Here is a 23,088-nt window from a genome sequence, read left to right on the forward strand (position 1 = left end):
GCCCCCGCCCCCGTCAGGCGTACCGTCTGCGCATGTTGTTCTTCATTCATGCGCAGGACAAGCCGGGGGTCGCCGAGCAGCTGTTCCGGTTCGCCGAGGAGCACTGGTCCTACATGGACCGCTTCGACGGCCGGCTGATACTGCGGGGCCCGACCCTGTCCGACGACGGGGAGGAGCACACGGGAAGCGTGCACCTCGTCGACCTCCCCGACCGCGCCGCCGCGGAGCGGTTCGCGACGGAGGAGCCGTACTGGCGGGCCGGGCTCTACCAGGAGTTCACGGCCGCCCCGGCGACGGTCCTGCTGCACCGCGAACCGGCGCCGGGCGTCCCGTACACGCTCGTCACGGCCCGGTGGCCTCCGCGTGTCCGTACCCCCGGCGACGCCGGGCCGGGACTCCTGGGCGCGGAGCCGGACGACCGGCTGTGCTTCGTGGCCGTCCTGGCCGACGACGACCAGGAGCGTGTGACGGGCGTGGTCGCGGTCGTACGGTCCCTCCCCGGCGAGGCTTGCGGCCTGGTCCAGGCTCCGGCGGACCTGCTCGCGGGCGGTCCCACATCCCTCACCGCCCGGCGCTGGCAGCGCGGCGGACGCCGCTGAGGTCCGCGAGACTCAGCGGCTCGGCGGGGCGAGCACCCGGGCCCCTCTCGCAACCGGCGCCCCCGGGGTGCGCGTGTGGGTGGACGGTACGGGCGGTCCGGACGCCCGCTCCGGAGGGCGGTGAGACCCTACGGGATCGCGCCACCGGTCCTACGGGGCGGCGACCCGGCACCGGTTGGGTCCGTACGGAGCCCGGCACTCCCTCGTAACGGTGGGGGAGGCCCGGACCCCACCGCCATGACCGGCCCCGGGGCGCGCGCCCCGGGGTCCGTCTCCGGCGGTGGAGGGCCCGCGCCCGGATCGTCGGCGGTGGGCAGGTCCGTCAGCCGATCGGGGCCGACCTCGGCGTCGTCGGCCAGTCGACGAGGCGGATTCCGCCGCCCGCCGCCTCGCGGCCCCGGCAGTGGGCGCGGTGGCGGCGCAGGAGCGCGTCGATGTCGAGGCAGCGGCCGAACTCGGGTCGGGCGGCGAGCCGTCGGGCGTACGCCCAGAGCGAGGTGTATCCGGCGACCCGGTCCATGGCGGTGGCGTCCAGGTGCCAGCGGTGGATGGTGTCGAGCTGGACCAGGGTGACCCAGACGTGGATGTCGGCGGCGGTCGGCGCGTCGCCGAGGACGTACGGGTCGCGGGCCAGCGCGCGTTCGAGCGAGTCGAGGGCCGCGAAGAGGACGGTGAGAGGTTCGCGGTGGGCGGACTCGCCGTCGATGCCGAGCTCCCCGGCGCGCTGGGCGGCCCGGTTGATGCTCCGTTCGCACAGGTCGGAGAGTGCCTCGATGTCGCTCCGGCGCTCCTCGGGCAGCAGGTCGGGGCCGTCGCCCCGGAAGCGGAGGGCGAGGTCGCGGAGGATGTCGGGGACATGGGTGCTGACGATCCGTCCGGTCCAGTCGTCGCTGAGGACGGGGGCGGCGGCGGGGCCCGCGTAGAGATGGGCGCTGGCCTCGTACAGCGGCCGGAGGAGGGCGTATCCGCCGTCGGGCGTGTCGGCCTCCTCGGGGAGGACCGTGAGGGGGAGCGTGTCGTCGAGGCCGAGGATCGCGTGGGTGAGGGCGATCCTCAGACAGTCGGGGTCGGAGGGTGCGACATGGAGGCGGTAGCGGTGCGGTGCGGCGTAGTGGCCGCTGCCCACGTCGCGGCCGATGCGGCCCCGGAAGGCGGGCACGGCGGAGACGGGCAGCAGCGAGGACGGGACGACGGACATGCTTCTCCCTTGAGGGTGCTCGGTGCTGGGTCGGGCGGCGCGCCGGTGGCGGCTCGGGGCCCGAGGGCAGCAGGGATACGGGAAGGAGGAGGCGGGCGCGGAGCGCGGGGCCGTTCCGGTGGACGGTCGTCTCAGTGGGCGGGACGGTCACCCGGCAGGGAACGGTGCCGTGCGGAGCGGCGCTCCGTGGAGGCGGACCCGGGCGCGGCGGCGCCACGGGGGCGCGGCCCGGCGGAGGTCACCCTGGTGCGGGGCGGCCGGACGGGCGGCGGCTCGTGGCGGAGCGGCGCGCCGGAGGGCGCCTCACGCGGAGCGACTCGCCGCGCTGCAGACCCGCAGGAGATCGATGTGGCGGCGCGAGGTGAGGGGCAGGGAGCGCGGGAGGAGTGCGTCGACCGCGGTGTCCCGCCCGTCGCTGCGTCCCATGATTCCCTACCCGTTCGCTCGGTTTCCCCGTCCTGAGTGTCCGACCGGCCCGGAGCGGCGTCAAGGGTGCGGTACGGCCGTCTCACGGACTGTCTCAAAGAGCGTCCCACGGACTGTCGGCCTCCGCCCGGAGAGACCGGGGAACAGGGCCGTGCGGGGCCGCCGCCGGACGGTCCGTCCGCCGCGCGGCGGACGGACCCCACGGACTCCCCCGGACCTCCCGGACTCCCCGGACCTCCGCATGGGGAGCGAAGCCCGGGGTCCTGCCGCCCCCGTGGCGTACGCGGCCCGTGGCGGCCCCCTCTCCGGTGTCGATCACGGCACACCGGCCCCCGCCTCCCGTACGGAATAATGTGCCCATGCGCATTTCAGCCAGGGCCGACTACGCGGTACGGGCCGCTCTCCAGCTCGCCGCCGCCCAGGACACGGGGCCGCTGAAGGCCGAGGCCATCGCGGAGGACCAGGGCATCTCGCACAAGTTCCTGGAAAGCATCCTCGGCGACATGCGCAGGGGCGGTCTGGTGCTGAGTCAGCGCGGCGGCAACGGCGGCTACTGGCTGGCCCGGTCCGCCGAGACGATCTCCGTCGCGGAGGTCATCCGGTGTGTGGACGGCCCGCTGGTCTCGGTGCGCGGGGAGCGGCCGCCGGACCTGGCGTACACGGGTCCCGCCGAGTCGCTGCTGACCCTGTGGATCGCACTGCGGTCCGGGGTCAGGGAGGTGCTGGGGGTCTCGTTGGCGGAGGTGGCGGCGGCCCGGTTGCCGGACGGGATCGTCGAGCGCGCGAAGGACCCGGAGGCGTGGACCAATCCATGAGCGGGACACGAACCACCCGGTGATCATCGCTCCCCCTCGCCCATGACCTGGGTCCATTTGCCCATGTCTCACCCTTCAGGACGTCACTGTCCGCGCATCGGACGCCTCTTGGGGCGGGGGAACCTCCTCTGTCACTATCCCTACTGTTCCACTGGGGATAAGGAATCAGGTGAGGTGACGTGAGTACGCCGAGGAAATCGCCGAAGAGACCAGCGACCCGCACCGCCCCCGCACCATCCGGCCCGAACGGCGGCCGCCCGGCGGTCCCGGTGGCCGACCGGCCCGTCGAGGACGACTTCTGGCCCCGTGTCACCCGCGAGCTCGCCGACGACCTCGCCGTCGACGCCCTGGCCAGGGACCGTGCGGGCAAGGTCCCGTTCGACGAGGTCGCCCGCCTCCAGGAGGCGGGACTGCCCGCCCTGCTCACCGCGCCGGGGCCGGACCTGCGGGGTGTCGACTGGCGCGCCGCCTGCGCGGTCGTCCGGGAGATCTCCGCCGCCGACAGTTCCGTGGGCGAACTCCTCGCCCACCACTACGCCTTGTCGTGGACCGGCCGCTTCCTCGACCCGCTCCGCGCGGCGCCGGACCCGCTCGCGCGGGCCGCCGAGGAGAACTGGCTGCTGGCCGGGGACATGGAGCCGCCGCCCGCCGAGTCCGGCCACGGGCTCGTCCTGACGCCGTCGGACACCGACGACGGCGGCTGGTTCCTCGACGGGACCCGCGCCTTCGCCTCCGCCGTCACGGTGGCCGACCGGCTGGTCGTCGGAGCCCGCCCCGGCGGCACCGGCGACCAGCTCGTCGTCCTCGTGGACCCCGGCGCGCCGGGAGTGTTCACCGAGGCGGGGACGGACCGCGTCGGACAGCGGCTCGCGGGGGCGGGCACCGTCACCTTCGAGCGGGTGCCCGTCGGACCCGGGCAGGTCCTCGGCGTCCTTCCCCACGACGAGCACGCCGTCGCCCCCTTCACCACCCTCGCCCCGATCGCCCTGCGCCTGCTCCTGGTCCACGTCGGACTCGGGATCGCCGAGGGGGCGCTCGCCGAGGCACGGGACATCAGCCGCGCCGGACACGCGGGCCCCGCACCCGCCGGGCACCCCACACGGCTCCCCGCCCCGGACGGCGCCGCGGACGATCCCTACCTCCTGCTGGCCTACGGGGAGTTGGCCACCGCAGCGCACACGGCCGCCGCAGTGGTGGAGCGGGCCACGGACGCCCTGGCGCGCGGACTGTGTGCCGGGTGGACGCTCGGCGTGGAGGAGCGCGCCGACGTGGCCGTCCTCGTGTCCGCCGCCGAGGCCGTCGCCGGACAGGCGGCCGTCCACATCACGACCCGCGTCCTGGAACTCGTCGACGGCGCGCCGGGCACGGGCGCCGGGGGCGGCGGCCCCGGCTTCGACCGCTTCTGGCGCAACGCCCGCGCGCTCACCGCACCCACCCAGGCGGCCCACCGGCTGCGGGACATCGGCGACCACTACCTCAACTCCACCCACGCCCGGCTCACCCTGTTGGCCTGACACCACCGCCGTGAGGGGCGCGAAGGCCGGAAGGACCGGCATGTCGGGACGTCCGGCCCTCTCGCGGCACGGCTGTTGGGCCCAAGCTGGGAACAGCAGGGCCCGACCACCGGGCGGGCCCGTCACCGCACCGACGGAGGCAGCCTGATGAGTCGTGAGATCGTCGCAGGAGTGGACGGTTCCCCGGAGAGCCTCGCCGCGGCCGACTGGGCAGCGCGCGAGGCCCTCCACCGGGGACTCCCGCTACGGCTCGCGCACGCCTGGCGCTGGGAACCGCTCGACCTCCCCCTGGTCCAGGACCGCGCGACCCAGGAGAAGGCGGCGCGGGACCTCCTCCGGGACGCGGAGACCGCCGTCACCGAGCGGCACCCCGGGCTCACGGTCACCTCCGAGGTGCTCCCCGACACACCGGTCGCCGCGCTGCTCGGCGCGGAGGATCGGACCGAGCTGCTGGTCATCGGCTCGCGCGGCCACGGCCCGGTCCTCGGCTTCCTCCTCGGCTCGTACGGGCAGCAGATCATCGCCGGGGCCACCCGGCCCGTGGTGGCCGTCAGGTCCCGCGACGGCGAACCCGCCGAGCCGCCCGCCGGGCACGTGCTCGTCGGCCAGCTCGGCAGCCCGGAGGACAGCGCGGCGGCCCTCGGCTTCGCGTTCGGGACCGCCGCCGCGCGCGGGGCCGCCGTGCGCGCCGTACGGGCCTGGAGCCTGCCCCCGCTGTACGCGTACAGTCCCGCGTCGATGCGCCTCGCGGACGAGGCCGGGGGGCTCGTCCCGTACGAGGAGAAGGCACTGCGGGAGGCCCTCGCGCCCTGGCGCGAGCGGTACCCCGACGTGCCCGTCAGCGAGCACGTCGAGCTGGGCAGCGCCGGGCAGGTGCTGCTCTCCGCCTCGGGGACCGCGCAGCTCCTGGTGGTCGGGCGGCGGGCGAAGCGCGGGGCGGCGGGACCGCGCATCGGTTCCGTGGCGCACGCGGCGCTGCACCTCGCGCCGTGTCCGGTGGCGGTGGTGCCGCAGGGCTGAAAGGGTGCCGGAAGGACGTGAGTACCCGGTTGACACGTCGGGTTGACGAGGAGTGTCGGGGGCGCCGGGGCAGGAAAGTGTTATCGCCGTCGCCCCGGTGGCTCTCCCAGCGCCGGACCGTCCGGCGACCCCGGCGAGAGAGCGGAACCCCATGCGGCACCACGACCACCCCGGCCACTCCCACGAACCCGACCGCGCCCGGCCCGACGGACCCGTCCGGGAGACCGCGCCGCAGGAGGCCCCGGCGCGGGCGGCCGGGCGGCACCGCGGGGGCGGCGGCTCACGGCGTCGCCCGCCGCGCCGCCCGTCCTTCCGCACCGGCGTCACCGTGGCGGGCGCGACGGCGGCGATCCTGACGGTGGCGACGGGTGTCTACCTGGCCTCCCCCGGCTCCGAGGCGGTGACCGCCGCCCCCACGGCCGGGCTTCCGGCCGCTCCCCCGCCCGCCCCGGACGCCCCGGCCGGTGCCGGGACGGCGTCCGCCGCTCCGGTGGCCGTACGGGAGGCCGTACGCACGCCCTCCCCCTTGCCGCCGGTCACGCCCGCGACCGCGGCCACCCCGTCCCCCCGCGCCGCCACGACCGCGCCCGTGCGCCCCGCGGCGACGACGACGGCGCCGAAGGCCGAGTCGGAGCGGCGGCCCGCGCAGCCGCGCGAGAAGGCCCCCCAGCAGGGCGCGGCGCCCGAGGCACCGGCGGCGGGCACGGCCAAGCGCTTCATCAAGGAGGTCGTCGCGCTCGCCAACACCGAGCGGGAGAAGGCGGGTTGCGGTCCGCTGCGGACCGAGGCCCGGCTGCGGTCCGCCGCCCAGGGCCACGCCGACGACATGGCGGCCCGGGACTACTACGAGCACGACAGCCCGGAGGGCCGGGACGCCGGTGACCGGATGACCGGCGCCGGGTACGCGTGGTCGACGTGGGGGGAGAACATCCACCGGGGTCCGAAGACCCCGGCCCTCGCGATGGAGGACTGGATGAACAGCCCCGGCCACCGGGCGAACATCCTCAACTGCTCCTTCAAGGACATCGGCGTGGGCGTCACCCTCACGGCCAACGGCCCCTGGTGGGTGCAGAACTTCGGCGCCAGGTCCTGAGGCCCCCGGCCGCCCCGCCCCCGATCTCCCCGCTTCTCGTCCCCCGTCAGTTTCTCCGTACGCGTCAGGGGGCGGGGGCCGCCAGCTTCTGGACCCAGACCGGGCCGCCGGGACCGGGGACCCGTGCCACCCCGGTGTCCCGGTAGCGGCAGTCGAGCATGTTCTCCTCGTGGACCGCCCCGTCCGTCCAGTCGGCGACGACGGACGCCGGGTCGGCCGGTCCTCGGTCCAGGTTCTCGGCCCAGGCGCTCCAGTCGTACCCGGCGGCGGAGATCCGTGAGTCCGCGTACTCGCCCTCGGGGCTGGCGTGACCGTAGTAGCCGCGCCCGGCCATGTCCCGCGCGTAGGCGCGGGCCGCCCCGGCGAGGCGCGGGTCGACGCGCAGCGGCGCACAGCCCGCGGCCGTCCGCAGCCGGTTGACGAGGGCCGTCAGCCGCTCCTCGGGGCTCGGTGCGGGGGGCGTGGCCCGCCGGGCGCGGGGCGTCTCCCGTACGGGCCCGGTGGCGGTGGCCGACACCGTGGGCGTCGGGGTGGCGGTGGGGGTGGCGGTGGGGCTCGGTGCCGGGCTCGTCGGCACGGGCGGGCGGGTCGCCGGTGGCGGCGGAGCGGCGGCGGGCTCCACCCCCGCGTGCGGCTCGCCGGGGACGAGCAGGGCCACGGCACCGAGGACGGCGGCGGCCACGGCACCGGCGACGACGGCGTGCCGCGTCGGCACCCGCCGGACACCGGCTGGTCCGGGGCCCGCCGTGCCGGGCCCCGGCGGGATGGATCCGGACGGGTCCGGCCCTGCCGAACCGGAACCGGACGCGCTGGAACCGGACGCGCTGGAACCGGACGGGTGGGTGCCGGACGGGCCGGAGCCGGACGCGGTCGCGTGGGCGACGGGGGCGAGCGCGACGGACGGCGCGGAGCCGACCTGGCTGATTCCGGCCGTCAGGGGAGGGACGAGGGCGAGGCCGACGAGGAGTCCCTCGACGGGCGCCAGGCCCCGGCGGCCGGTCACCCGGGCCGTGCAGGAGGCACAGTCGCGCAGATGGCGGGCGACACGTTTGCGCCACAGCGGGGACGGGTGGCCGTCCCAGGCGGCGACGGCCCCGTCGAGGTCGGGGCACCGGGGCAGGGCGTCCAGGGCGCGGACGACGGCCCGGCCGGTCTCCAGGCGTTCCTTCATGCGCTGGACGCGGACGGCCGCGTGCTGCGCGGAGACGCCGAGGCCCTCGGCGAGCTCGGCCCGGGTCAGTTCGCCCGTGGTCTCCAGCCACCACAGGGCGAGGAGCTCCCGGTCGTCCTCGTCGAGCCACCGGGTGGCGCGGGCCACGTCACGGCGCTGCCCCGACAGACCGAGCCGGAGGATGGTCAGTCCGGTGAAGTCACCCGCCGGGTCGGCGAGGTCGGCGGCCCGGTCGAGACCGGGCACGGGGGCGTGCCGTCGCTCGCGCCAGCGGCGCCGTATCCCGTTCATGGCGATGGCGACGAGCCAGGACCTGAAGCGGGCCGGGTCACGGAGGGCGGGCAGTCCGTCGAGGGCGCGGACCATCGCCTCCTGGACGATGTCGTCGGTGTCGGCGTGCCCGTCGAGGGCGCGTCCGACGATGTTGTGGACGAGGGGCAGGTACGCGCGTACCAGTGCGTCCTTGGCGTGCGCGTCACCGGCCCTCGCCGCCTCCACCAGTGCGGTGGTGCGGCGCTCGTCGCTGTGCATGGGTCTGCTCCCTCGTCCCTGGTCCGGGTCCCCGTCGGTGGGAGACCCGTGGGAGCGGGAGGGATAACACTTATCCGGCCGCCCCGCGAGTCGGCGGCCGGCCCGGTCAGGGGGCGGGCAGACGCGGAACGGTGGCTCCGTCGCCCTCCCGGACGGCGGCCACGACGGCGTCGTGCAGGTCTCGGCTCTCCCTCTCCGAATCGCAGGGGACGGGACTGCCCGACATGGTGAACCAGTCGGATGCGCCGCTGTACTGCACGGCCACGCGTGCTTCCCGCTCGGCCCAGGTCGTGTGCACGGTCAGATCGCCCGTGACCACTCCCGCCTCGTCGGTCAGCACCCCACCTCGCCCGGTGTAGACACCGGCGGTCGTCCAAGATGCCCAGCTCATCCATCCAGGTTCACACCCGAACGGCGGATGCGCCACCGACGGGACCGCCCCGGCCGGAGGAGTTCCGGCCGGGGCGGTACGGGGCGCGCGTCGGTCAGCCGAGGGAGGCGACGGCCTCGTTGAAGGTGGCGGACGGGCGCATCACGGCAGCGGCCTTGGCCGGGTCGGGCTGGTAGTAACCGCCGATCTCGGCCGGGGAGCCCTGGACGGCGTTCAGCTCGTCGACGATCTTCCGCTCGTCGGCGGCGAGCGTCTCGGCCAGCGGCCCGAAGGCCTTCGCCAGCTCGATGTCCTCGGTCTGCGCCGCCAGCTCCTGGGCCCAGTAGAGGGCCAGGTAGAAGTGGCTGCCGCGGTTGTCGATGCCGCCGAGGCGACGGGTCGGCGACTTGTCCTCGTTGAGGAAGGTGCCGGTGGCGCGGTCGAGGGTGTCGGCGAGGACCTGGGCGCGGGTGTTGCCCGTGGACGTGGCCAGGTGCTCGAAGCTGGCGGCCAGGGCGAAGAACTCGCCGAGGCTGTCCCAGCGGAGGTAGTTCTCCTTGACGAGCTGCTGGACGTGCTTCGGGGCGGAGCCGCCGGCGCCGGTCTCGAAGAGTCCGCCGCCCGCCATCAGCGGGACGACCGACAGCATCTTGGCGCTGGTGCCCAGCTCCAGGATGGGGAAGAGGTCGGTCAGGTAGTCGCGGAGGACGTTGCCGGTGACGGAGATGGTGTTCTCGCCGCGGCGGATGCGCTCCAGGGAGAGCTTGGTGGCCTCGACCGGGGACAGGATCTGGATGTCCAGGCCCTCGGTGTCGTGGTCCGCCAGGTACTTCTCGACCTTGGCGATCAGCTGGGCGTCGTGGGCGCGGGCGGCGTCCAGCCAGAAGACGGCCGGGTCGCCGGTGGCGCGGGCGCGGGTGACGGCGAGCTTGACCCAGTCCTGGATGGGCAGGTCCTTGGTCTGGCAGGCACGGAAGATGTCGCCCTCGGAGACCTCCTGCTCCAGGACGACGGCGCCCTGGGAGTCGACCAGGCGGACCGTACCGGCCTGGGCGATCTCGAAGGTCTTGTCGTGGGAGCCGTACTCCTCGGCCTTCTGCGCCATGAGGCCGACGTTCGGGACGGAGCCCATGGTCGACGGGTCGAAGGCGCCGTGCGCGCGGCAGTCCTCGATGACGGCCTGGTACACGCCGGAGTAGCTGTGGTCCGGGAGGACGGCGAGGGTGTCGGCCTCCTGGCCGTCCGGGCCCCACATGTGGCCGGAGGTGCGGATCATGGCGGGCATCGAGGCGTCGACGATGACGTCGGACGGCACGTGCAGGTTGGTGATGCCCTTGTCGGAGTCGACCATGGCGAGCGCCGGACCGTCGGCGAGCTCGGCGTCGAGAGACGCCTTGATCTCCTCGCCGAGGCCGTGCGGGAGGGACTCCAGGCCCTTGAGTACGGTGCCGAGGCCGTCGTTCGGGGACAGACCGGCACCGGCGAGGACCTCGCCGTACTTGGCGAAGGTCGCCGGGAAGAAGGCGCGGACGACGTGGCCGAAGACGATCGGGTCGGAGACCTTCATCATGGTGGCCTTGAGGTGCACGGAGAAGAGCACGTCCTCGGCCTTCGCGCGGGCGACCTGCTCGCCGAGGAAGGTGCGGAGGGCGGCGGCGCGCATGACGGCGGCGTCGACGACCTCACCGGCGATGACCTTCAGCGGCTCGCGGAGCTCGCTGACGGTGCCGTCGGCGGCGGTGAACTCGAAGCGGAGGGTGTCGTCCTGGGCGATGACGACGGACTTCTCCGTGGCGGCGAAGTCGTTGTCGTCCATGGTGGCGACGTTGGTCCGGGACTCGGAGGTCCAGGCGCCCATGCGGTGCGGGTGGTTCTTGGCGTAGTTCTTCACCGAGCCGGGCGCGCGGCGGTCGGAGTTGCCCTCGCGCAGGACCGGGTTGACGGCCGAGCCCTTGATCTTGTCGTAACGGGCGCGGACGTCCTTGTCCTGGTCCGTCTTCGGGTCGTCCGGGTAGTCCGGGAGGGCGTAGCCCTGCGCCTGGAGCTCGGCGACGGCGGCCTTGAGCTGCGGGATGGACGCCGAGACGTTCGGCAGCTTGATGATGTTGGCGCCGGGCGTCTTGGCCAGGTCACCGAGCTCGGAGAGGGCGTCGGCGATGCGCTGGCCCTCCTCCAGGTACTCGGGGAAGACGGCGATGATGCGGCCCGCGAGGGAGATGTCCCGCGTCTCGACCGTGACGCCGGCCTGCGAGGCGTACGCCTGGACCACAGGGAGGAACGAGTACGTCGCCAGGGCAGGCGCCTCGTCAGTGTGGGTGTAGATGATGGTCGAGTCAGTCACCGGGTGCTCCGCTCCACGTCTGCGTATGCGAGATTGCTCGACATCAAGATATCTCGTGACCGCGGTCATCGGTAAAGGGGCCCACCAGCTCTCCGTCACCCGGGGCTCCGGCGGCTTCCACGAAGGGTCCGGCGAGGCGGTACGGGGTGGGGGCGCCGTCGATGTCGACGCGGCGGAGCAGGAGGAGCGGGAGCAGACCGGCGGCGGCGGTCACCCCGGCGGCGAGGGCCTGGCCGCAGCGGTGGGCGAGCCTCAGTTCGGCCGGGTCGTAGGGGGCGGTGGCGGGCAGGGCGAGGGTGTCACCGAGGAGCCAGAGGCCGGTGCCGAGTCCGGCGACGGCGAGCAGGACGAGCGGCACGGTCAGCGGAAGCCCCGGCAGGACGGCGCCCCGGCGGGGGCCGGGCCGCACCTTGCCCTTGCGGGCGCGGACCGCGAGGAGGCCGCTGAAGACGGCGAGGGCGACGAGGGCCCCGGCGATGACGTCGCCGGGACGGTGCCGCCCGTCCGCGAGGGTGTACGCGCCGACGGCGACGGCCCAGAGGGTTCCGCCGCCGGCCACGAGGGCGCGCAGCCGGTACGGGGCCACCAGGGCCAGGCCGAGGGCCAGGCCGAGGGCGAGGGTGGTCTGGGCGCTGGGGAAGCCGCTGGGGACGAGGGCGCCGCCGGTGTCGAGGAGCCGGGGGCGGGGCGCGTACCACTGGAGGAGTCCGGTGACGGCGAGGGCGGTGACCACCCCGCCGACGGCGAGGCCGGTGAGGGCGTACCGCCTGCGTATCAGGCCCATGGCGAGCAGGAGCACGCCGCCGGTGATGAGGGAGAGGGTGGTGAGCCCGGCTGTCGAGGGGTGGTCGCGGAGCAGGGCGACGGCGGTGCCGTCGGCCCGGCGGCCGGTCAGGGCGGCGTCGCCCCAGCGGCGGCCGGTCGCGGTGAGCACCAGGCCCGCGTAGACGACGGTGAGGAGGAGGACGGCCCCGAGGCAGGCGCGCCGGGAGCGGGTGCGGACGCGGGTGCTGAACGATCCGGCGGCCTCTCCCGCCACCGCGGCGTACCACCAGGTGTTTCCGGACTCCGGCGGCATGGGGAAGCCGCCCGCGCGGGGCCTGTCGTAGGAAGCCATGCCCTGATTCGAACCCACGAGCGGCCGACCCGCCCGCTGGGCTCACCCGAACGGCACACCGGGGCGGAGACTGGTCGGAGGGGGCGGAGGCGCGCCAGGAAGTCCGCGCGTTCTCCGGCCCGGTGGTCGCACCCGTCCTGATGGCCTCGGGCCCGGTGGGCTCATCCGGCCCAGTGATCGCACAGGTCCCCGTGCCGCCACGCACCCGGCGGTCCCGCGGGTCGCGCGGATCCCACCGTCCTCGCTCGGCTCAGTGGTTCGGGCGGGGGCGCTGTGAGACGACGACCAGGACGAATCCACCGAGCATCACGAGGAGCTTCACGACTCCGATCGCGGAGTCGGTCCCCGGGTCGTCGATGAGCGGGCCGCACGCCTGGATCGCGAAGGCGACCGCGAGCACCAGCAGGGCCTGGCCGAAGAGCGCGGTGCGGTGGACGTACCGGCGCTGCCACGGCGGCACCCAGCCGGAGCGGAGCGCGGCCGTTCCGGCGGCGGCGAGCAGCACCGCGAGCACGGCGCTCGGCACAGCGAGGTACCAGGACATGATCCACCCCCGAGGTCGTCCGGCTCACTGCCGAAGTCGGCGCGATCATGTCATAGGGAAGTGTCCGGAACGAGACCCCGGCAGAAGTACGGGACGCCCCGGAGGGAACGGGACACGGGCCGAGGGGGAACAGCGACCCCGGCCAGGGCTGCACGGCCGGGTCGAGGCGCTCAGGAGGAGGCGCGGACCACGAGTTCCGTGGGGAGTATCCGGCGCGGCTGTTCGCCCGGTGCGCTGGGGTCGGCGATCTCCTGGAGGAGGATCCGGGCCATCGTCCGGCCCATCTCCTCGATGGGCTGCCGGACGCTGGTCAGCGGCGGGTCCATCAGCCGGGCGACCGGGGAGTCGTCGACACCGACCAGGGCCACGTCCTGGGGCACCCGGCGCCCCGCCTCCCGCAGCACCCCCCGCGCACCTGCCGCCATCACGTCCGACGCGGCGAACACCGCGTCCAGACCCGGCCTGCGCTCAAGCAGCTCCCGCATCGCCCGCCGACCGCCCTCCTCGGTGAAGTCGCCCACCGCGACCAGCCCCTCGTCGGGCGCCAGTCCCGCCTCTGCCAGGCCCTCCCGGTAGCCGTCCAGACGGCAGCGGGCCACGTACATGTCGAGGGGGCCGCTGACGGTGGCGATCCCGCGTCGGCCACGCCCCGCGAGGTGGGCGACGGCGGCACGACCGGCTCCGGTGTTGTCGGAGTCGACGAAGGCGACGCGCTCGTCCTCGGTGCGGCGCCCGTTCAGGACGGCGGGCAGTCCGAGGGCCCTGACCTGGTCGGGCAGCGGGTCCGGCCCGTGCACGGAGACGAGGAGGACGCCGTCGACACGCTGTGAGGCGAGGTACTGCTCGAACCGCTGCCGCTCCCGCTCGCTGCGGATCAGGGTGAGCAGCAGCTGCTTGTCGGCGTCGGCGATCTCGCTGCTGACGCCTCGGATGATGTCGAGGAAGTACGGCTCCGCGAAGAGCCGGGCCTCGGTCTCGGGGATGACCAGGGCGACGGCGTCCGTACGGCTTCCGGCCAGCGCGCGGGCGGCCCGGTTGGGGACGTATCCGAGTTCGGCGACGGCCCGTTCGACGGCCGCCTTGGCCTGTTCGCTCACCCGGGGGGAGCCGTTGATCACCCGGGAGACCGTGCCCCGGCCGACCCCGGCCCTGGCCGCGACCTCCTCCAGGGTGGGCCTGCCGGTCTGCCGCCCGTTCGCCGCCATGTGCCGCTCCTCCCCCTCGGGCCGCCGCGCCCCGCCTGCGTGCGAACCTACCAGGCAGGGCGGCGGGCGCCCGGGGTGCGGCGGACGGTCCGGGCGGGAGCGGCACGCGCCCCGGCGGACCCGTCACGGGACCTCGCGGGGCCACGCGTCCACCGTCCGACCGGCCACCACTCCACTCCCCGGCAGCCCCTCGGCCGGTCCTCCGTGCGGGCCTTCGGCCGGGTCCGGTCAGCCCTCGGCCGGTCCTCCGTACGAGCCTTCGGGGGTCCGGTCAGCCCTCGGTCGGGGCGAGTTCGGCCATGGCGCCCCAGCCCTGCTGGGGAACCTCGACGTTGATGATCTCCGGCGTGGTGGCGACGGCTCCGGCCATGGCCGCGAGACCGGCCTTGAAGTGGTCGGAGGCGACGTGGACGGCGCCCGCCTCGGCGTCGGCGAAGGCCTCCAGGAGGACGAAGACGTTCGGGTCGTCGACGCTGCGGGACCAGTCGAAGAAGAGGTTGCCGGGCTCGGCGCGGGTGTCACGGGTGAAGTCCGCGACCAGGTCGAGCCAGCGGTCGGCGTGGTCGGGGCGGGCGGTGAAACGGACGGCGATGAAGATCATGCGTCCAGCGTGCGGGGGCCCGCCGGGGGCCGCAAGGCGGCGCGGTCAGGATTCCGGCAGCGCCGGAAAGTCCGGTACGGCACGGACGAGGGCGGCCCTGATCTCCCCCTGCCGCCGCCCGAAGTCGACCGTCGGCAGGGAGACGGAGAGTGCGTGCAGGATGCCGTCGCCGCGCTCGGGAAGTGCCACGGCGAGACAGGTGTACGCGAGGTCCGCCTCGCCCACCGACACGGCGAAGCCCTGGCCGCGCACCCGGTCGGTCTCGGCCTCGAAGCGCTCGGCGCTGGTGATCGTCCGCTCGGTGAACCGGGCCATCCCGTGCCGCGTCAGATAGCGGCGGCGCAGCGGGCGCGGGAGGGCGGCGAGCAGCGCCTTGCCGTGGGCGGTGGCGTGGGCGCGGACCTCCGGGCCCGGGGTGAAGGGGTGGGCGGTGTCGGTGACCGGGGCGGTGGTGTCGACGACGGTGATCAGGCCGTCGCGGTAGGCGGTGTGGTACGCCTCCGCGCCGGTCGCCCGGCGCAGTCGGCCGAGGAGGTCGCCCGTCCCGGCGCCGAGCCCGTGGTGCCGCTGGTGGGAGCGGTGCAGGGCCGGGACGCGGGGGCCGGGCGCGTACCCCTCGGCGGTACGGACGAGGTAGCCGCGCGCGAGCAGCGGGCCGGTGAGGTGGTAGACGGTCGAGAGCGCGCAGCCGAGCCGCCGGGCCAGCGCCTTCGCCCCGACGGGCCGGTCGGCGTCGGCGACGGCGTCGAGGACGGCGAGGGCCCGGTCGACGGACTGGGGCCCCGGGCTCGGGGAGGCGACGGACACCGCTCCAGCTTACGGCGGGGGGGCGGGACGTTCCGGGCCCCCGGGGGCGCCCCAAGTCCGCCAGGTCCCCCAGGTCCCTCGGGTCCCTTGGATCCCTTGGGGCGGTCGGCTGGGCGGGTCCGGCCGGGGCCTGGCTCCTCGGGCGGCCCGGAAGAATCCAGGGGGCCCGGGGGCGACCCGTAGGAACTCCCGGGACCAGGACGCCGGGGCGCATGTCACCCGAACGGCCGCCCGAGCCCGCGACACTCCGTGCGCCCCGCGGCGCCCTCCGTATCCCCGCAGGTCAAACCGTCTTTATGTGCACAAGACACTCTTTCGGCGTACCGTCGAGTGGTTCCCACCCTCGACGCCACGGGAGAGCGTGTGCCCCGCTCCAATACCGATCATGCCCCGACGTCCCACCGGGGGCGCCGTCCAGGTCTCCGGACGGCGGCGATCGCGGCGGGTGTGGTCGCCGTCGCCGCGGGCGGGCTGTACGCGGCCGGGCTCGCCACCGCCGGTGACGACATATCCGCCGGCACCCGGGTCGGCGGCGTGGACATCGGCGGCATGAGCCGCGCGGCGGCCGAGACCAAGCTGTCGGCGGAGGCCCCGGCCGCGTGGAGCGCCCCGATACCCGTCCAGGTGGGCGACCGCTCGCTGACCGTGCCACCCGCCGCCGCGGGCCTCACCGTGGACACGGCGAGAACCGCCGAACTGGCGGCCGATCCCTCCCGCGACCCCTTCACGGTCATCGGGCGGCTCTTCTCCTCCGGCGAGCGCGAGATACAGCCCGTCCTGGCGTACGACGACGCCAAGGCGAAGGCCACCGTGGCCGACCTCGCGAAGAAGAACGACCGCGCGGTCCGCGAGGGCTCCGTCGCCTTCCGCGACGGCGAGGCCGTCTCGACGCGGCCCGTCACCGGCCAGAAGCTGGACACCGGGCGGGCCGTGGAGACCCTGCGCGCCGCCTACCCGGCCGCCACCGGCGCCGCGCCCGTGGTGCTGCCCGTCACGATGACCGAGCCGAAGCTGCCCGCCGCGGAACTGGACCGTTTCCTCGACGCGTACGCGAAGCCCGCCGTCTCCGGTCCCGTGACGCTCACGGCGGGCCAGGAGCGGCTGCGGATCTCCGCCTCGACGCTCGGCGACCACCTCACCGTGAAGCCGCGGGACGGCAGGCTGACGGCCGCGCTGGACGCGGAGGCGCTGCTGCGCGACCCGGACGTGTCCCGTCCGCTGGCCTCGATGACGGGTGCGCCGGTCGAGGCGCGCCTCGGGGTCCAGAACGGCAAGGTCGTGGTGGAGCGGGAGGGCAGGCCGGGCCGCGAGGTCACCGCGAAGGCCCTCGGTGACGCCGTGGAGCCGCTGCTCACGAAGACCGGCGCGGAGGCGCGGACCGCGGCGGTGGCCACCGAGGTCACCCAGCCCGAGCTGACCGGTGACTCCCTGGCCCGGCTCGGCATCACCGAGCAGATGTCGTCCTTCACGGTGGACTTCCCGGTCGCGCCGTACCGGACGACGAACATCGGCCGGGCGGCCGAGCTGATCAACGGCTCGCTGGTGCGGCCGGGCGAGGTCTGGAGCTTCAACCAGACGGTCGGTGAGCGGACCGCGGACAACGGTTTCGTCGACGGCACGATGATCCTGGACGGCCAGTACCGGTCCGCGCCGGGCGGCGGCGTGTCGGCGATGGCCACCACCGTCTTCAACGCCATGTTCTTCGCCGGGGTGAAGCCCGTCGAGTACGGCGCCCACTCCTTCTACATCGAGCGCTACCCGGCCGGCCGTGAGGCGACCGTGGCCTGGGGTTCGCTGGACCTGAAGTTCCGCAACGACACGGACAAGCCGATCTACATCAAGGCGGGCGCGACGGACTCGTCGGTCACGGTGAGCTTCCTCGGGACGAAGAAGTACGACTCGGTGGAGGCGGTCGCCGGGCCGCGCACCAACCTCACGGAGCCCGCGAAGCGCGAGGGCACCGGCGAGAAGTGCATGCCGCAGGAGCCGCTCGAAGGCTTCGACATCTCGGTGGACCGGGTGTTCAAGGACGGCGGCGCCGAGGTGAAGCGCGAGACGTTCAAGACGCACTACACCCCGCGTGACGAAGTGATCTGCAAGTGATCCGCGAGTGACCGTCGACCGACCGGTCACCGGTCGGTCGACGACCATTGGCCGACCGGTGGCTGATCCGCGGGTGACCGGCGGCTGAGCGGGGACGGCGAAGCCGGCTCCCCGCGCGGCGACGACGGGAACCAGCCGCGGAAACGGCGGCGGGAGTCCGCGAGGTGTCCACCGGGCGTCCCCTGGGCGACACCGGGGCGACCGCCGCCCGTACGGCCCCGCCGCAGGGCGTCCCCCCGGGCCGTACGGGGGTCTTCCCCGGCCGGAAGGGTGTCTTCCCGTACGGCAGGGGCATGACTCCGGAGCGCGGCCCGCCAGGCTCCGGGGCCCGTCACGCCGACCCGTCGGAGGCCCGCCTTGGCCGTGCGCAGCGATCCTTTCGAGCGGCTCCTCGGCGACGCGGCGCGCGCGGGTGTGTATCCGGGTGCGGCATGGGCCGTGGGGGACGCGGACGGCGTCCTCGCGGAGGGCGCCGTCGGTGTTCTCGACCCGTCGCTCCCGGGGGAGCCGGTGCGGCCGGACACGCTGTTCGACGTCGCGAGCCTCACCAAGATCCTCGCGGTGTGGGCCGTGGTCGGCACGCTCGTCGACGCGGGGAAGCTGGATCCGGCGGCGCCGCTGGGCACCTACTGGCCCGAGACGGCGGGACGGCCCCTCGCCGGAGCCACGGCCCACCACCTCCTCACGCACACCGCGGGCCTCCCGCCGCGCGCCAACCTCCGGCATCTGTACGGTTCCGATCCGCAGGACGTCAGGGACGGTGTCCTCGCGGAGCGGCTGCGGCACCCGCCGGGTGACTCCGTCACCTACACCGACCGGGCGGCCCTGATCCTCGGCTACCTCGCCGAGCACCTCACCCGCGAGCCGCTCCCCCGGCTGGCCGAGGAGCGGATCTGGGCCCCGCTGGCCATGGCGGAGACCCGGTTCGGTCCGCTGCCGGACCGGCTGCGGGAGCGGTGCGCGCCGACGGAGTACGACGAGGAGTCCGGCGGTCCGCTCCGGGGCACCGTCCACGACTTCTCGGCCCGGCTGCTCGGCGGGGCCTGCGGGATCGCGGGGGTGTTCACCACCACCGCCGACACCGGACTGTTCCTGCGTCACGTGCTCGACCCTGGGCCCGGCCCGCTCTCGCCCGCCTGGACGGCCGCGTCACTGCGCGTCCGCACGGGTGAACTCTCGCCGCCGCGCGGCCTGTTCTGGCATCCGGCGCCGGAGACGGACCCGGCGCGGGACGTCTGGGCGCATTTCGGCTTCACGGGCACGGGCGCCTGGGTGTCCCCGGCCAGGGGGCGTTGGGCGGTGCTCCTCACCAACCGGCTGCGCCTCACCCGTGACCCGGGGCCGCTGGCGCGCGTCCGGGACGACTTCCGGGCCCTCGCCTTCCCCTGACGCCCCGTCCGTGCTCCCCCGGAGGAAGGTGCCGTGATGTGCGTCACGCCTTAAAGGTCCTTTAAGGGGCAAGGCCGCGAAGCTTCCGTTATCGCCCGCATTACGGTGAGTTGACGCTCGCTTTGAACGCCGGTCAACATCTCCACAGCTTCGTCACACCCCCTCGGCTACCCCTCATCCGGAGCACTCGATGCGTAACAGGGCTGCCCCGACCACAGCGGTCACCTCCGTCGGCCGGGAGACCGCACCCCCCGAACCGCCCCCGGGCGACCACGTCTTCGGGCAGCTGGCCGGACCGGGCCACGACGGCGCGGGCGCGCGCGGACAGGACGTCGAACTCTTCGACGCCACCCTCCGGTTGCCGCCGGTCCCGGCCCACGACCCGGCCGTCGGCGACCCGGTGGCGCACAGCGCGCCCCGCCGGTCCCGGCACGCCCGGACGGCGTCCCCGGCCCGCAGGTCCATGGCGCTCCCCCTCGCCCTCGCGGGAGCCCTCTCGGCGGGTCTCGGCATGGCCCTGTCGGTCTGGCTCTCCCCCGAGCACTCCCCCACCACGGCACCGACGACACCGCTCGCCCTGCCCGACGCGGTGCCACCGGCGGCCACGGATCACGCCCCCGACGCGGACACGTCGGCCGGACCGACGACACCGCCCGCCCGGACCGCCGCCACACCGGCCACCCCGTCCCGCACCACCGCGCCGACGCCTCCCGCCACCACCGCGCCGCCGAAGGACCCGGCCCCGGTGGCGCCCGCCACGGCCGCCCCGGCCACCACCCCACCGGCGTTCGGCCCCGGGACGACCCGCCCGCCGTCCTCCCAGCGCCCGGACCAGGACGGACCGTCCTCGCCCCGGGACCTGATGGTGGGCAGCACCGGCTCCGACGTCACCGAGCTCCAGGTACGGCTCCAGGAGTTGTACCTCTACCTCGGCTCGGCCGACGGGGTGTTCAGCCAGGACGTGGCACAGGCCCTGGGCCGCTTCCAGCTCGCCCGGAACCTCCCGGACGCGCCGGGCGTGTACGGCTCCGCCACCCGGGCCGCCCTGCGGGTCGAGACCAGCGGCCGAGGCTAGGCCGTGTTCCGGAGGTCCCGCCTGCCCGGCGCTCCGCGCCCGCGCGGTGGGGCCCGGCGGTCCGGGACGGCTCGGGACACGGTCCGGGAAGGGGGCCCGCGCGCCCCCGGAGAGCTGCGTCGACGGCGTCCCGCCGGCGTCCCGCACGGTCTGGGACGGGGCGGCGCGGGGTGTCCGTACCGGCTCGCGTTGCTAGGTTCCTAACCGGTGGGCGGTGTCCTCGCGGGCAGCGCGTCCAGGCCTTCCAGGCATTCGTCGATCCGCTTGCCCAGATTGTGCTCGCGGGCCAGTTCCAGACAGGTTTCCCAGGTCGCGCGGGCGGCGTCCCACTCCTCGAAGTGGTGATGGGCACGCGCGGTGAAGACCAGACAGTCGGCCGTACCACCGACGTCGTTCATCCGGTGCCGGATGCCCAGTGCCTCCGCGAGGGAGGCGAAGGCCTCGTCGCGGCGCCCGAGAGCACGGAGGACGTCGCCGTACTTGGTGAGAGAAGTGGCGAGGAACAGGCGGTGTCCGTCGGTGCGCAGCAGCTCGATCACGCGACGGGCGTCCGCCGCCGCCTGGTCGAGGTCGCCGAGGAGCTGCCGGGCGTCCGCGATCCGGCTGAGGACGAGCGTCTCGCCCCGGGTGTTGCCCGCCTCGCGGTACAGGTCGCGGGAGAGTTCGGCGTGCGTGAGCGCCCGTTCGGCGTCCTCTATCTGGGAGTAGAGGGACGACATGTTGCCGAGGATCGAGGCCTGGGCCAGGACGTCGCCCCGGCCGGTGAAGAGTTCCAGGGCGATCCTGAGGTGGGCGAGGCAGGCCTCGTTGCGGAAGGCCATGCCGTGGGCGACGGCCATGCGCCGGTGCAGCCACGCCTGGCCGAGGGTGTCGTCGTGGGCGCGGGCGATCTCCATGGCCTGCCCGAGGCAGGCGTCCCACTCGGCGGTCCACCAGTGCGTGCCGGCGTATCCGAAGAGTCCGACGGCGAGCCGCCACGCCATGTCGGAGCGGCCCAGTTCCCCGGCGCGGGTCAGCGCCTCCCGGATGGCGGGGAGTTCCCTGGCGGTCCAGCGGATGGCCTGGTCGTCGTCGGCGAACTCGGGCAGCGCCGGGGGCGTGCCGGTGGGCGGGTCGAGGGGCGGCGGGGACTGTGTCTCGTGGGTGGCGGCCCGGGAGGCGCGGAGCAGGGCCGTGACGTACCAGGAGAGCAGCCGGAGGACGGCCGCGGTGCGTTCGGCCTCGGTGTCCTCCTCCTCGCCGCGCTGCCAGGCGTACTCGCCGAGGAGGTCGTGGAGCACGTACCGGTCGGGTTCCGGGGTGAGGACGAGGTGGGCGTCGGCGAGGACGTCGAGGACGGCGGCCGCGCGGGCCTCGGTGACGTCGAGCAGGGCGGCGGCGGACTGCGGGGTGACCTGGTGACCGGACCAGATCCGGCCGAGGAGCCGGAAGGCGCGGGCGCCTTCGCGCTCCAGCGGCTGGCCGCTGTCCCGCATGGCCACGTAACTCATGGCGAAGGTCCGCTGGACGTCGAAGTCGCCCATGGCGAGGGTCTCCAGGCGCCCCTGGTGGGGGGTGAGGCGTTTGGCGAGCAGGGCGAGCGGCCAGGACGGGCGGGAGGCAAGACGGCCGCCGACGATGTGGAGGGCGAGCGGCAGGCCGCCGCAGGCGTCCATGATGTCGGCGAGCGCCTCCGGCTCGTCGCGGACGCGTTCGGCGCCCGCGAGCCGGGCGAGCAGCGCGTGCTGGTCGGGCGCGGGCAGCGGGGACAGCGGCACCTTGACGGCGTCGGGCAGATCGGCGAGCAGCTGCCGGCTGGTGATCAGGGCGGCGCTGCGGCCTCCGGCGGGCAGCAGGGGTGCCACATGGGCGGCGTTGCGCGCGTTGTCGAGGAGCAGCAGGACGCGGCGGTCGGCGAGGGCGGTGCGGAAGAGCAGGGCGCGGTCGTCGGTGTCCTCGGGCAGGGAGTCCCGCTGGACGCCGAGGTCGGAGAGGAAGCGGGCGAGCAGTTCGTGGGCCGACCGGGCGCCGCCGACGCAGTAGCCGCGCAGGTCGGCGTAGAGGGCGCCGTCGGGGAACGCCTCGCGGACCCGGTGGGCGACGTGGACGGCGAGCGCGGTCTTGCCGATGCCGCCCATGCCGGATATGACGACGGGGCGTATGTGTGCGGGCGGGGCCGTGGCGGCGGGGGGCGGGAAGGCGTCCGGTGTGCCCGCGCGCGGGTGTCCTCCGGGTGGCTCGGGGGCGTCGAGCAGGGCGCGGATCGCCGCCACCTCGGCCGTGCGGCCGGTGAAGGATTCGGCCTCCCAGGGCAGTTGGAAGGGCGGGCGTGAGACGGCGGTACGGGCCCGGTCCCGTGGCCGGGGGCCCGGTTCGCCGGTGAGCACGTCCTGGTGGGCGCGCTGGACGGCGGCGCTCGGTTCGGTGCCGAGTTCGTCGACGAGGCTGCGGCGCAGCCGGTGGTAGACGGCGAAGGCCTCGGCCTGGCGGCCGGCCCGGTGGAGGGCGAGCATCAGCCGCCGGTGGAAGCCCTCCCTGAGGGGGTGTTCGGCGGCGAGGGTGCTGAGCGGGGCGACGGCCTCGTGGTGCCGTCCGAGGCAGAGTTCCGCGTCGAAGCTCCACTCCAGGGCCTGGAGGCGGGCCTCGGCGAGCTGGTGGACGCGGAGCGCGGGCCCCTCGGTCTCGGAGAAGGGGGCGAGGTCGGCGAGGGGCGTGCCGCGCCACAGGCGTACGGCGAGCGCCGCCTCCCGGCGGACGCCCTCCCAGTCCTCCAGGCGGTGTGCCCGCTGGACGGCCCGGACGCGGGTCTCGAAGGCGTCGGCGTCGAGTTCGCCCTCGTGGACGACGAGCTGGTAGCCGGGGGCGACGGTCCGCAGGCGTTCCTCGGGGCCGTCGTCGACGGTGGTGAGGGTGCGGCGCAGACGGGTGAGGTGGTTGGCGAGGGAGGCGTCGGCGCTGGCGGGCACGGAGGCGCCCCAGAGGGCTTCCTTGAGGGCGTCGCGGGAGACGGCGCGGTTGGCCTGGAGGAGGAGTGCGGCGAGGAGGACCCGGACCTTGGGGCCGGTCACCGGACGCAGCTCCGTCCCGTCGTGGACGACGAGCGACCCGAGCAGCCCGAACTTCACCACGATGCCCCCTGCGCCAAGGTAGGCGGGCCCGCCGGCCCGCGGCGGTTCCCGACGGGGCCATC

At 74.9% G+C, this 23,088-nt stretch carries 19 protein-coding genes; 8 read left to right on the plus strand and 11 right to left on the minus strand.

The window, feature by feature from the left end:
* Positions 1–32 precede the first annotated feature (32 nt).
* Positions 33–599, plus strand: a complete 567-nt coding sequence (locus tag ACIRQY_RS31535; RefSeq protein ID WP_403931325.1) for a YciI family protein — start codon at positions 33–35, stop codon at positions 597–599.
* A gap of 322 nt (positions 600–921) precedes the next feature.
* On the opposite strand, the gene ACIRQY_RS31540 is transcribed toward ACIRQY_RS31535, so the two are convergent.
* Both ACIRQY_RS31540 and ACIRQY_RS31545 read right to left on the minus strand, forming a co-directional pair.
* The gene (locus tag ACIRQY_RS31540; RefSeq protein WP_403931327.1) at positions 922–1,797 is read right to left on the minus strand and encodes a glutathione S-transferase C-terminal domain-containing protein; all 876 of its coding nucleotides are present in this window, start codon (positions 1,795–1,797) and stop codon (positions 922–924) included.
* A gap of 303 nt (positions 1,798–2,100) precedes the next feature.
* Complete coding sequence (locus ACIRQY_RS31545) at positions 2,101–2,223, minus strand: hypothetical protein (RefSeq protein WP_351796059.1); 123 nt, start codon at positions 2,221–2,223, stop codon at positions 2,101–2,103.
* Between the two features lie 359 nt (positions 2,224–2,582).
* Between ACIRQY_RS31545 and ACIRQY_RS31550 the strand changes: the two genes are divergently transcribed.
* The 4 genes from ACIRQY_RS31550 (at position 2,583) to ACIRQY_RS31565 (ending at position 6,665) form a co-directional block, all read left to right on the plus strand.
* The gene (locus ACIRQY_RS31550; protein ID WP_384862089.1) at positions 2,583–3,038 is read left to right on the plus strand and encodes an RrF2 family transcriptional regulator; all 456 of its coding nucleotides are present in this window, start codon (positions 2,583–2,585) and stop codon (positions 3,036–3,038) included.
* Positions 3,039–3,217: 179 nt separating this feature from the next.
* Positions 3,218–4,552 (plus strand): acyl-CoA dehydrogenase, encoded by a 1,335-nt coding sequence (locus tag ACIRQY_RS31555; RefSeq protein ID WP_403931328.1) that lies wholly within the window; start codon positions 3,218–3,220, stop codon positions 4,550–4,552.
* Between the two features lie 147 nt (positions 4,553–4,699).
* The gene (locus tag ACIRQY_RS31560; RefSeq protein WP_351796051.1) at positions 4,700–5,572 is read left to right on the plus strand and encodes a universal stress protein; all 873 of its coding nucleotides are present in this window, start codon (positions 4,700–4,702) and stop codon (positions 5,570–5,572) included.
* Between the two features lie 151 nt (positions 5,573–5,723).
* Positions 5,724–6,665 (plus strand): CAP domain-containing protein, encoded by a 942-nt coding sequence (locus ACIRQY_RS31565; protein ID WP_403931329.1) that lies wholly within the window; start codon positions 5,724–5,726, stop codon positions 6,663–6,665.
* A 64-nt stretch (positions 6,666–6,729) separates the two neighbouring features.
* On the opposite strand, the gene ACIRQY_RS31570 is transcribed toward ACIRQY_RS31565, so the two are convergent.
* The 8 genes from ACIRQY_RS31570 to ACIRQY_RS31605 form a co-directional block, all read right to left on the minus strand.
* On the minus strand, positions 6,730–8,367 hold the full coding sequence (locus ACIRQY_RS31570) for a sigma-70 family RNA polymerase sigma factor (protein ID WP_403931330.1): 1,638 nt from the start codon (positions 8,365–8,367) through the stop codon (positions 6,730–6,732).
* A gap of 106 nt (positions 8,368–8,473) precedes the next feature.
* Positions 8,474–8,758, minus strand: coding sequence for a hypothetical protein (locus tag ACIRQY_RS31575; RefSeq protein ID WP_351796042.1), 285 nt, complete (start codon positions 8,756–8,758; stop codon positions 8,474–8,476).
* Between the two features lie 94 nt (positions 8,759–8,852).
* Positions 8,853–11,078, minus strand: a complete 2,226-nt coding sequence (locus ACIRQY_RS31580; protein ID WP_403931332.1) for an NADP-dependent isocitrate dehydrogenase — start codon at positions 11,076–11,078, stop codon at positions 8,853–8,855.
* A gap of 43 nt (positions 11,079–11,121) precedes the next feature.
* Entirely contained in the window at positions 11,122–12,195 is a 1,074-nt protein-coding gene (locus ACIRQY_RS31585; RefSeq protein ID WP_403931333.1) for a phosphatase PAP2 family protein, read from the minus strand.
* Positions 12,196–12,445: 250 nt separating this feature from the next.
* Entirely contained in the window at positions 12,446–12,739 is a 294-nt protein-coding gene (locus tag ACIRQY_RS31590; RefSeq protein WP_351796034.1) for a hypothetical protein, read from the minus strand.
* A 170-nt stretch (positions 12,740–12,909) separates the two neighbouring features.
* Positions 12,910–13,944, minus strand: a complete 1,035-nt coding sequence (locus ACIRQY_RS31595) for a LacI family DNA-binding transcriptional regulator (RefSeq protein ID WP_403931335.1) — start codon at positions 13,942–13,944, stop codon at positions 12,910–12,912.
* A gap of 271 nt (positions 13,945–14,215) precedes the next feature.
* Positions 14,216–14,545: a putative quinol monooxygenase gene (locus tag ACIRQY_RS31600; protein WP_351796028.1), complete on the minus strand. Its 330-nt coding sequence runs from the start codon at positions 14,543–14,545 to the stop codon at positions 14,216–14,218.
* Between the two features lie 45 nt (positions 14,546–14,590).
* Positions 14,591–15,352 (minus strand): IclR family transcriptional regulator, encoded by a 762-nt coding sequence (locus ACIRQY_RS31605; RefSeq protein ID WP_403931337.1) that lies wholly within the window; start codon positions 15,350–15,352, stop codon positions 14,591–14,593.
* Positions 15,353–15,715: 363 nt separating this feature from the next.
* Between ACIRQY_RS31605 and ACIRQY_RS31610 the strand changes: the two genes are divergently transcribed.
* From ACIRQY_RS31610 to ACIRQY_RS31620, 3 genes are all read left to right on the plus strand, one after another.
* Positions 15,716–17,455, plus strand: coding sequence for a VanW family protein (locus tag ACIRQY_RS31610; RefSeq protein WP_403931338.1), 1,740 nt, complete (start codon positions 15,716–15,718; stop codon positions 17,453–17,455).
* A gap of 357 nt (positions 17,456–17,812) precedes the next feature.
* Positions 17,813–18,844 carry a serine hydrolase domain-containing protein gene (locus ACIRQY_RS31615; RefSeq protein ID WP_403931340.1) on the plus strand — a complete coding sequence of 344 codons (1,032 nt, stop codon included), beginning with the start codon at positions 17,813–17,815 and terminating at the stop codon, positions 18,842–18,844.
* A 190-nt stretch (positions 18,845–19,034) separates the two neighbouring features.
* Complete coding sequence (locus tag ACIRQY_RS31620) at positions 19,035–19,919, plus strand: peptidoglycan-binding protein (RefSeq protein ID WP_403931342.1); 885 nt, start codon at positions 19,035–19,037, stop codon at positions 19,917–19,919.
* 200 nt (positions 19,920–20,119) lie between these two features.
* On the opposite strand, the gene ACIRQY_RS31625 is transcribed toward ACIRQY_RS31620, so the two are convergent.
* Entirely contained in the window at positions 20,120–23,026 is a 2,907-nt protein-coding gene (locus ACIRQY_RS31625) for an AfsR/SARP family transcriptional regulator (protein WP_403931343.1), read from the minus strand.
* Positions 23,027–23,088 lie beyond the last annotated feature (62 nt).

Origin of the sequence: Streptomyces sp. NPDC101490 (assembly GCF_044767145.1) — a bacterium.
Taxonomy (GTDB): Bacteria; Actinomycetota; Actinomycetes; order Streptomycetales; family Streptomycetaceae; genus Streptomyces.

What these genes read in the sequence shown, in the direction of transcription:
- ACIRQY_RS31535 (WP_403931325.1), top strand. Translation starts at nt 33, where the DNA reads ATGTTGTTCTTCATTCATGCGCAGGACAAGCCGGGGGTCGCCGAGCAG.
- ACIRQY_RS31540 (WP_403931327.1), bottom strand. Translation starts at nt 1,797, where the DNA reads ATGTCCGTCGTCCCGTCCTCGCTGCTGCCCGTCTCCGCCGTGCCCGCC.
- ACIRQY_RS31545 (WP_351796059.1), bottom strand. Translation starts at nt 2,223, where the DNA reads ATGGGACGCAGCGACGGGCGGGACACCGCGGTCGACGCACTCCTCCCG.
- ACIRQY_RS31550 (WP_384862089.1), top strand. Translation starts at nt 2,583, where the DNA reads ATGCGCATTTCAGCCAGGGCCGACTACGCGGTACGGGCCGCTCTCCAG.
- ACIRQY_RS31560 (WP_351796051.1), top strand. Translation starts at nt 4,700, where the DNA reads ATGAGTCGTGAGATCGTCGCAGGAGTGGACGGTTCCCCGGAGAGCCTC.
- ACIRQY_RS31565 (WP_403931329.1), top strand. Translation starts at nt 5,724, where the DNA reads ATGCGGCACCACGACCACCCCGGCCACTCCCACGAACCCGACCGCGCC.
- ACIRQY_RS31570 (WP_403931330.1), bottom strand. Translation starts at nt 8,367, where the DNA reads ATGCACAGCGACGAGCGCCGCACCACCGCACTGGTGGAGGCGGCGAGG.
- ACIRQY_RS31575 (WP_351796042.1), bottom strand. Translation starts at nt 8,758, where the DNA reads ATGAGCTGGGCATCTTGGACGACCGCCGGTGTCTACACCGGGCGAGGT.
- ACIRQY_RS31585 (WP_403931333.1), bottom strand. Translation starts at nt 12,195, where the DNA reads ATGGCTTCCTACGACAGGCCCCGCGCGGGCGGCTTCCCCATGCCGCCG.
- ACIRQY_RS31590 (WP_351796034.1), bottom strand. Translation starts at nt 12,739, where the DNA reads ATGTCCTGGTACCTCGCTGTGCCGAGCGCCGTGCTCGCGGTGCTGCTC.
- ACIRQY_RS31595 (WP_403931335.1), bottom strand. Translation starts at nt 13,944, where the DNA reads ATGGCGGCGAACGGGCGGCAGACCGGCAGGCCCACCCTGGAGGAGGTC.
- ACIRQY_RS31600 (WP_351796028.1), bottom strand. Translation starts at nt 14,545, where the DNA reads ATGATCTTCATCGCCGTCCGTTTCACCGCCCGCCCCGACCACGCCGAC.
- ACIRQY_RS31620 (WP_403931342.1), top strand. Translation starts at nt 19,035, where the DNA reads ATGCGTAACAGGGCTGCCCCGACCACAGCGGTCACCTCCGTCGGCCGG.